General features: G+C 35.0%; 9 protein-coding genes, 1 pseudogene and 1 riboswitch. Of the genes and pseudogenes, 5 read left to right on the top strand and 5 right to left on the bottom strand.

Annotated elements, in window-relative coordinates; translation table 11 throughout:
* Window positions 1–430 precede the first annotated feature (430 nt).
* Window positions 431–1324: a DUF4097 family beta strand repeat-containing protein gene (locus V7183_RS17990; protein WP_335360356.1), complete on the top strand. Its 894-nt coding sequence runs from the start codon at window positions 431–433 to the stop codon at window positions 1322–1324.
* Window positions 1325–1380: 56 nt separating this feature from the next.
* Here the strand turns inward: V7183_RS17990 and V7183_RS17985 are convergent, their stop codons facing one another.
* Entirely contained in the window at window positions 1381–1926 is a 546-nt protein-coding gene (locus V7183_RS17985) for a cysteine hydrolase family protein (protein WP_335360355.1), read from the bottom strand.
* Between the two features lie 146 nt (window positions 1927–2072).
* Here V7183_RS17985 and V7183_RS17980 point away from each other — a divergent pair, with 146 nt between their 5' ends.
* The 4 genes from V7183_RS17980 (at window position 2073) to V7183_RS17965 (ending at window position 5118) form a co-directional block, all read left to right on the top strand.
* Window positions 2073–2255 carry a hypothetical protein gene (locus tag V7183_RS17980; RefSeq protein WP_335360354.1) on the top strand — a complete coding sequence of 61 codons (183 nt, stop codon included), beginning with the start codon at window positions 2073–2075 and terminating at the stop codon, window positions 2253–2255.
* Window positions 2256–2341: 86 nt separating this feature from the next.
* Window positions 2342–2448: riboswitch (SAM riboswitch) on the top strand.
* A gap of 120 nt (window positions 2449–2568) precedes the next feature.
* Window positions 2569–3588: a methionine ABC transporter ATP-binding protein gene (locus V7183_RS17975; RefSeq protein ID WP_335360353.1), complete on the top strand. Its 1020-nt coding sequence runs from the start codon at window positions 2569–2571 to the stop codon at window positions 3586–3588.
* On the top strand, window positions 3578–4243 hold the full coding sequence (locus V7183_RS17970) for a methionine ABC transporter permease (RefSeq protein ID WP_335360352.1): 666 nt from the start codon (window positions 3578–3580) through the stop codon (window positions 4241–4243). Before V7183_RS17975 ends, V7183_RS17970 begins: the two co-directional genes overlap by 11 nt.
* A 20-nt stretch (window positions 4244–4263) precedes the next feature.
* A complete protein-coding gene (locus V7183_RS17965; RefSeq protein WP_335360351.1) occupies window positions 4264–5118 on the top strand; it encodes a MetQ/NlpA family ABC transporter substrate-binding protein in 855 nt (284 codons plus the stop codon).
* A 174-nt stretch (window positions 5119–5292) separates the two neighbouring features.
* Here V7183_RS17965 and V7183_RS17960 read toward each other — a convergent pair.
* The 4 genes and pseudogenes from V7183_RS17960 to V7183_RS17945 form a co-directional block, all read right to left on the bottom strand.
* A pseudogene (locus V7183_RS17960) lies at window positions 5293–5553 on the bottom strand (HXXEE domain-containing protein); the annotation flags it as partial.
* A gap of 25 nt (window positions 5554–5578) precedes the next feature.
* Window positions 5579–5773: a DUF3926 domain-containing protein gene (locus V7183_RS17955; RefSeq protein ID WP_097899311.1), complete on the bottom strand. Its 195-nt coding sequence runs from the start codon at window positions 5771–5773 to the stop codon at window positions 5579–5581.
* Window positions 5766–6944 carry an ArsA family ATPase gene (locus V7183_RS17950; protein ID WP_335360350.1) on the bottom strand — a complete coding sequence of 393 codons (1179 nt, stop codon included), beginning with the start codon at window positions 6942–6944 and terminating at the stop codon, window positions 5766–5768. The genes V7183_RS17955 and V7183_RS17950 overlap by 8 nt, the downstream gene beginning before the upstream one ends.
* A 78-nt stretch (window positions 6945–7022) precedes the next feature.
* Window positions 7023–7505, bottom strand: coding sequence for a MarR family winged helix-turn-helix transcriptional regulator (locus V7183_RS17945; protein WP_335360349.1), 483 nt, complete (start codon window positions 7503–7505; stop codon window positions 7023–7025).
* Window positions 7506–7694: the final 189 nt, after the last annotated feature.

Below are 7694 nucleotides of genomic sequence, written 5' to 3'. Positions count from 1 at the left end.
TTAGATGTCGAAAAATTAAGATGGATCTATATAGAAAGTAGCATTTCACCAAAGAAAATATGAATATATGAAAAGAAACAAAATCACCAGAAAATTTAATTCATTCGTTATATTTTTCTGTATTATTTTTGTGAATTTCCTGTATAATTCAATTTGAAAGAAAATCTATGGTTAGACAAGAGGACGCTATTTTCGGTTTGCTCACTGAAAGTAGCGTTTTTTTAATTTTTTAGTAGATGTATATTGTAACAAATTATGGTGAATGGTAAAATTAAATTGGAATGTTTTGGGATTTAATTGACTATATTGAGGTACTAGATAATATATAGTACTGAATAATAAAAGTTATAAGGATATGGTTATTCTAGAAATGTTTTTTAATGGTTGATAGTAGGGCACAGGAACAATAATAGAAGGGAAGTGTTAGTTGATGAAAAAGATTGTTGTTGCTGCACTTGTATTATTAGTTATTGGAGGGGCTGGTGTCTGGGGAATGAAGGTTTTTGGCATGGCTTTTAATAAAACTGAAATTCATAAAAAAGAAACGCTAGCCGGTGAGAAGGTTGATGAAATCGAAATAAAGACTTCGGCAGCAGATGTTGAAATTGTTACAGTTGATTCAAAAGATGTCGAAGTGTTACTGGATGGAGAAGTAAGCAAAGAGCTAGTAGATAAATGTAAATTAGAGGTAAAAGAAGAAAAGAATAGATTGAATATTAAATTTAGTAAAAATCAGAATTCTGTTGGCTGGGGAATTGGAACTACTGCAGACGTGAATTTACAAGTTAAAGTTCCAAAGAAATTATACAAAAATGTAAAAGTAACCACATCATCAGGGGACTTTGTAGCAAAGGATATGGAAGCAAAGACAGTAGAAATAAATACTTCTTCAGGGGATGTATCGTTATTACAGTCTAAAGTAAATGAAAAATTAACAGCTAAAACATCTAGTGGAGCAATTGAGACAGATAAGAGTGAAATTGAAACGGCAAATCTAACTACGAGTAGTGGGGAGATTAAAGCAGCTGGCTTGTACTCTAAAGAAGTAGCATTCACAACTTCATCAGGTGACATTGAATATAATGATAAGAGTTTACAAGGAGAAATAGAGTGTAACACATCGAGTGGTGATATTCGTATGAAATTTGATGCACTTCCTGAATCTTTAAGAGTTGATTTTGAGGGGGATTCTGGTAAATCGGATTTGAATGTGCCTGGTCTGTTATATGAAGAGAAATCAAAGAATAAATTAATTGGAGTAAAAGGTTCAGGGGAAAATAAAGTGAAAGTAAAAACAAGTTCGGGAGATTTTAAGTTACGGTAGTTTGTGAATCACAGTAAAAATCATGTCTTCAATTGAGGAAGACATGATTTTTTATTCTAGGTGGATAAAAATTCTTCTGTACTCATCACATTTGCATATACTTCATGTAAACTTGCTAAAATTGTATTATGGATATAAACGGCAGGAATGGTAGCATTTTTAAAGAGAAGATCTTTTGTTGCACATGCATCATGCACAATAGTACAGTGAAAGCCAAAGTCAAAAGCAGCTCTTACTGTGGCATCAATACACATATGGGTCATCATTCCACATATAACGACGTGTTGAATATTTAAGCTTTGCAATTGCTCTAGTAAATCTGTTTCTCGAAAACTATTTGGATAGTGTTTAAGGATAACCGTTTCATCTTTTAATGGAAGAACACTTTCATGAATGCGGACGCCTTCTGTATTAGGTAGAAAAAAGGTAGCATTCTCTTGGGTAGATACGTGTTGGATATGAAAAATTGGCTGATTTGTTTTCCGAAAATGTTGTAGTAACTGACTTGCATATGCGCTAGCTTCTACTGCGTTACGTAATTCCATTCTTCCATTTGGAAAATAATCATTTTGAATGTCAACGAGTAAAAGGGCTGTTCTCATATTATCTATCGTCCTCCGTTTTCATTTCGTATTCATGTAATGTTATTCAATTAGCAGAGGATATTTTCCTTTTTGAAAGGGCAGGTATTTCAACAGAAAAGATAGGGTTATTCGCTTATTGGATTGCGAGGCTAGCTTTTAATAGTGTGTTGCATCGTTTAGCTGATGCAGAGGGTGGAGATTATGATTTACGAAATGAAGGTGAAGGATTACCTACATGGTGTTTACAGGAGTGTACGAAGGATAACAAGGACCCAGCACACTACAAGAAAAGAAGTTTGATGGAAATGCATAATATATTTCCGTTTCATAATCCTGGTGAAAAATAAAAACAATATTTTCTAATTTTTCTATTGACTCTAACTTTTCGGGGTTTTATAATGAATCTTAATTAAATGACAATTAAATCGATACACTCTTATCCAGAGAGGTGGAGGGACTGGCCCTATGATACCTCAGCAACGGATTTTTTTTAATACCGTGCTAATTCCAGCAAGCTCATTGAAGCTTGGAAGATAAGAAGACGTGAATGAGTATATAAGTGCTCTTCTTCTTATCTTTATTGCGGATAAGAAGGAGAGCACTTTTTATTTTGCCTGAAGGCTCTGCTTCAAGTTGTTTCAGTACATAGGGGGGAAGGAAATGATTTCTTTTAAAAATGTAAGTAAAGTATATGAATCAGGTGGAAAGCCGGTTCACGCTGTTGAGGATGTGACGCTATCTATCGAAAAGGGTGAAATTTTTGGCATTATCGGTTTTAGCGGTGCTGGAAAAAGTACACTGCTGCGTTTAGTGAATATGTTGGAACGACCAACAGCGGGAACGATTTCGATAGACGATAAAGATATGACTTTATTATCAACGAAGGAGTTACGAAAGCTAAGACAACGAATCGGAATGATTTTTCAAAGCTTTAATTTATTCAATTCAAGAACAGTGTTTGGGAATATTGCTTATCCATTGAAATTAGCAAAATTACCAAAGGGTGAGATAAAGGAAAGGGTAAATGAATTGCTGAAGTTTGTTGGATTAGAAGATAAAGCAAACTACTATCCAGAGCAGCTATCAGGTGGTCAGAAACAACGTGTTGGAATTGCAAGAGCACTTGCTACATCACCCGATATTCTCATTTGTGATGAAGCAACCTCGGCATTAGATCCTGAAACAACAACAGAAATTTTGAATCTATTAAAAAAAGTAAACCGAGAATATAATTTAACAATTCTGCTCATTACACATGAGATGCAAGTCGTGAAAGAAATATGTCACCGCGTAGCTGTTATGGAGAAAGGAAAAGTAATTGAAGAAGGGACTCTATTTGATGTCTTTACAAAGCCAAAAACAAAAACGACTCAAAATTTTGTTCGCTCAGTTATTAACGATCACTTACCAGAAAGTGTTCTAGTGAAAATTCAAAATGGTGGACAGATTTACCGTTTAACCTTCACTGGTGAAGAGACAGGGCAGCCAGTATTATCGTATATTGCTAAAAACTATAATGTGGATGTAAATGTACTCTATGGCAATATTATTGAACTACAGAACATTTTATTCGGAAACCTTCTCGTAGAATTGCAAGGAGAACAGAAAGAGATTCAAAAAGCGCTGCAACATCTAAGACTGCAAGTACAATTGAAGGAGGTTGAAGGTCATGCGAGTTGATTGGAGTATATTTTGGCCTCGTATTTTAGATGCAACAGGGGATACCCTCTTAATGGTAATTGTAACCCTTATATTTGCTACAATACTTGGTATACCCCTGGGATTACTTTTATATGTAACAAGGAAAGGGAATTTTTTAGAAAACAAACTGGTCTTTTCTATTCTTAATATTGTTATTAACACAATTCGTCCAATTCCATTTATTATCTTTTTAGTAGCTTTAAGTCCGATCACGCGAACGGTGATTGGAACAACAATTGGAACAGCGGCAGCGATTTTTCCAATGACGCTAGTTGCTTCAATCGGGATTGCAAGAATGGTTGAAACAAACCTTGTTTCGGTACCAAAGGGAGTGATTGAAGCAGCGCAAGCGATGGGAGCATCACCACTAAGAATTGTTTTTGAAATTCTTGTCCCAGAAGCATTAGCACCATTAATTTTAGGAGTTACGTTTATGACAGTCGGCTTAATTGAATTTTCGGCAGTTGCTGGTCTTGTTGGCGGTGGCGGCCTTGGTGATTTAGCAATGACGTATGGCTATCAACGTTTTGATACATCCGTTATGTTCGTGACAGTTGTATTACTTATTATTCTTGTACAATTGGCTCAAAACTTAGGGAATTATTTTGCAAAAGTATTTTTGCGTAGATCATAAAACGAAGCGAGGGAAAGAAAATGAAGAAGATATTAGCATTTGCATTATCAGCGATTGTAGGAATTACGGCTTTAAGTGGATGTTCAAGTAAAGACGCAGAAGCCAAAGGGAAAGAGAAAGTAGTTCGTATTGGGGTAACTGGAACGGACGGAGATGCTTGGGAAATATTAAAGAAAAAGGCTGAAAAAGAAGGAATTAAGATTAACCTTGTAGAGTTCTCGGACTATACAACACCAAATAAGGCATTAGCTGATGGCGATATAGAATTGAACTCATTCCAACATATTGCCTTTTTAGAGCAATTTAAAAAGGAGCATAAGTTAGATATTACAGCTATTGGTACAACTCAAATTGCGCCAATGGGATTATTCTCTGAAAAATATAAAAAACCAAATGAAATTCCAGATGGTTCAGAAATTGCAATTCCCAATGATCCAACGAATCAAGCACGTGCATTAAAACTTCTTGATGCAGCTGGATTATTGAAACTGAAAAAAGACTTTGGTCTATTTGGTGATCCAAGCGGTATTGCTGAAAATCCAAAAAAATTAAAAATTACACCGGTTATTGCACAGCAAACACCTCGTGTATTAAAAGATGTAGCAGCTTCCGTTATTAATAATGGTGTTGCTGGCCAAGCTGGTTTGGACCCAGCGAAAGACCCTATCTTCTTAGAAGATCCAAAAAATGAAAATGCGAAACCATATATTAATATTTTCGCAGCTCGTACGAAAGATAAAGACAATCCAACATTGAAAAAAGTAATTGAATTGTATCATTCAAAAGAGGTAACAGACGCAATTAAGAAAGAAACAAAAAATGGTTCCATTTCAGTAGATCTTCCACTTGATGAGCTTGAAAAAATCGCAAAATAATATCGGGTTTAATGAACTAACAGTGGGACCCCCTCCGTTGTTAGCTCGTTCAACATATAATTAATACATAACAGACGATACCCTAATTTTGTACCTTCCAATTCTGTATAGAATAGAATCCAATGTCTGTTAGGTAGAGTGAAAAAGACCAGGAATTTTTTCCTGGTCCTTTTATTAAGTAAAGAAGCTGGCTAAAAATAAGGTGATCCAAATTATAACAGGGTAAGCGAGTAAACTGAAAACTAGTGTAAGGACTAGTTTCTTTTTATTGATTAATAATTTTACTAGTGAGAATGCATAGAGGGAAAAAAGTACAATTACAAATGCGGATATTATCCCAGGGTTGTAAGAGCGATAAACGAAAAATAAAACAATGTGTTGAACAGCGTTAAAGAAAATAGCTCCTTGTATGAAAATGATCCAGTAAACAGACGATATAATATGAAATTGATATATATTGTTATTCAATCATAATACTTTGTAAGTTACTTTTCGTAGTTTGTGTTTTTTCTTGCTTACAAGAAGAAAGCTCTTCTTGTAAGATGTTTAGAAATTTTTTAGCAGAATGTTGAACTGGAGCTGGTAGTTCCTCGAGGATATACATCCCAACTTCTATTTTCGTACGAATGACTTTTCTTAATAATTCCTCATGCATGAACGACACCTCCAAATCGAATGTTGAGGACATCTCCTTCAAATTTTGCACCTTGAACGGATAAGTGTGTCAATGTTTTTGGTAACGTAATGTTCCGTTTGACAGAGCCTGCGCGAATGATAAGCTCATCACCTTTTTGATTTAACGATAGTTCACTTTTATCAGAGAAAGGAATAGAAAGAACAAAAATATATTCATCCCCATCTTTTTTTACATATTGTGTACGCCCGTTAAATTTTACAGCAGTTGGTTCTAAATCGTCTTTGAATAAAGCATCTCCTACACGCTCTAGCATCGGTAAGCCGACTACTTCTTGTTCAAACATTGGAGCTTCATAAATAGGAAGCGGTTGGAAGCTATCTTGAATTAATGCTTTATATTTCTTTTGTGCATCTTTCCATGCTTGGAAGTAGGAGTCCGTAACAGTATTAGGAATGACACGGTTAATCATAATGGCATCGACATTGTAATCATATAAATTCAAATAGGTAAAACTGCGCTGGGCTTCTTTAATAACCATTTTTTCAGGATTTACAACAACGCGAATACTTGTTACTTCCCGGTTCGATAAAATATCACACATTTCTCCTAGCTGGTTAAGTGTGTTTGTTAATTCATCCATAATATCATCAGTAGGAAGTGGGACCCCAAGTAGTGGTTGTGCAACGGGGCGGACAACTTTTAACACTTTTCTTTTAATCGGAAAGAGCTTCTCCATCCACCAGCCGAGCATATCAGGAAAGCTTAACATGGCGAGAGTTTCCCCTGTTGGTGCACAGTCAATAATGATGACGTCATATGTTTTTTGTTTATAGTAATCGAGTACACGCAGCAAACTAATTAAATCTTCCATGCCAGGAAACATCGTTAGTTCCTCTGTTGTAATATCGTCAGCTGCTTTTGATGTGAACAATAATGTAATATATTTTTGTAATTTCCCCCAGCCTTTTTCCATTTCATAAATTGTATTGATTTCTTGCGCCCATAAGTTCTCACGGATTTCCTTTGGTTCAGAAGATAATTTTATGCCGAATGAATCTCCTAAACTATGAGCTGGATCGGTGCTCATCACTAATGTTTTTAATCCTTGCTTTGCACTTTGAAGAGCGGTTGCTGCTGAAATGCTAGTTTTTCCTACGCCGCCTTTACCTGTATACAAAATAATTCTCATATTTACATCCCCTTTGTTTCGGTAGTCGAATATTACGAGTGTCGAAATATATGTTTAAATAAAAACCCATAAAGGGCTTTATTCAATCGGAATGTTTTTCATCTTAGGTGTAGGAAGCTTTTCGCCTTGTTCTTGTTGAGATGTGGCGATATGATTCATAATCTTTTGAACGATTTGCAGTAAGAATGCTTTCTCTTCTTCCGATAATGCTTCCGTCACAAGATTAAAGTAATGAGCAGCATTTTGTTTCACTTCTTGGGCGAGCTGTACGCCCGTTTCTGTTAAGCGAATTAATACAATACGTCGGTCCCTTTCATTACGATAGCGCTCAATATATCCTTTTTTTACAAGACGATTAACAACACCCGTCGTTGTGCTCATTGGAATATCGAGAAGCTCTGTGATTTTCGTCATTGTAATATCTGTATTTCGCTCCATCCATAACAGACAGAATACTTCTGTTTTAGAAAGTGATAAATCAAGGCTTACCCATTCTTCTGGATAGAAAAGCTTTTTGGCGTTATCTAGCAGTAAATCTAAAAAATGTTCATATTGCAACAATTATTTCCACTCCTGTATATTTCGAGGTTCGTAATATTTATTTCTATTGTATGTATGTTTGAAATAAATGTCAAACAATTATTGTTTGTTTTTTCAGATTAAATAAAAAATAAACTTTATAATAAAAAATGTATGTGATAGAGTAATAAACAGATAAACATATTTATATATATCAATTTAAAAAACGAC

This window comes from Bacillus sp. JJ1127, assembly GCF_036965845.1.
In the GTDB taxonomy this organism is placed as follows: Bacteria; Bacillota; Bacilli; order Bacillales; family Bacillaceae_G; genus Bacillus_A.
This window is presented reverse-complemented; position numbering and strand designations above follow the sequence as displayed.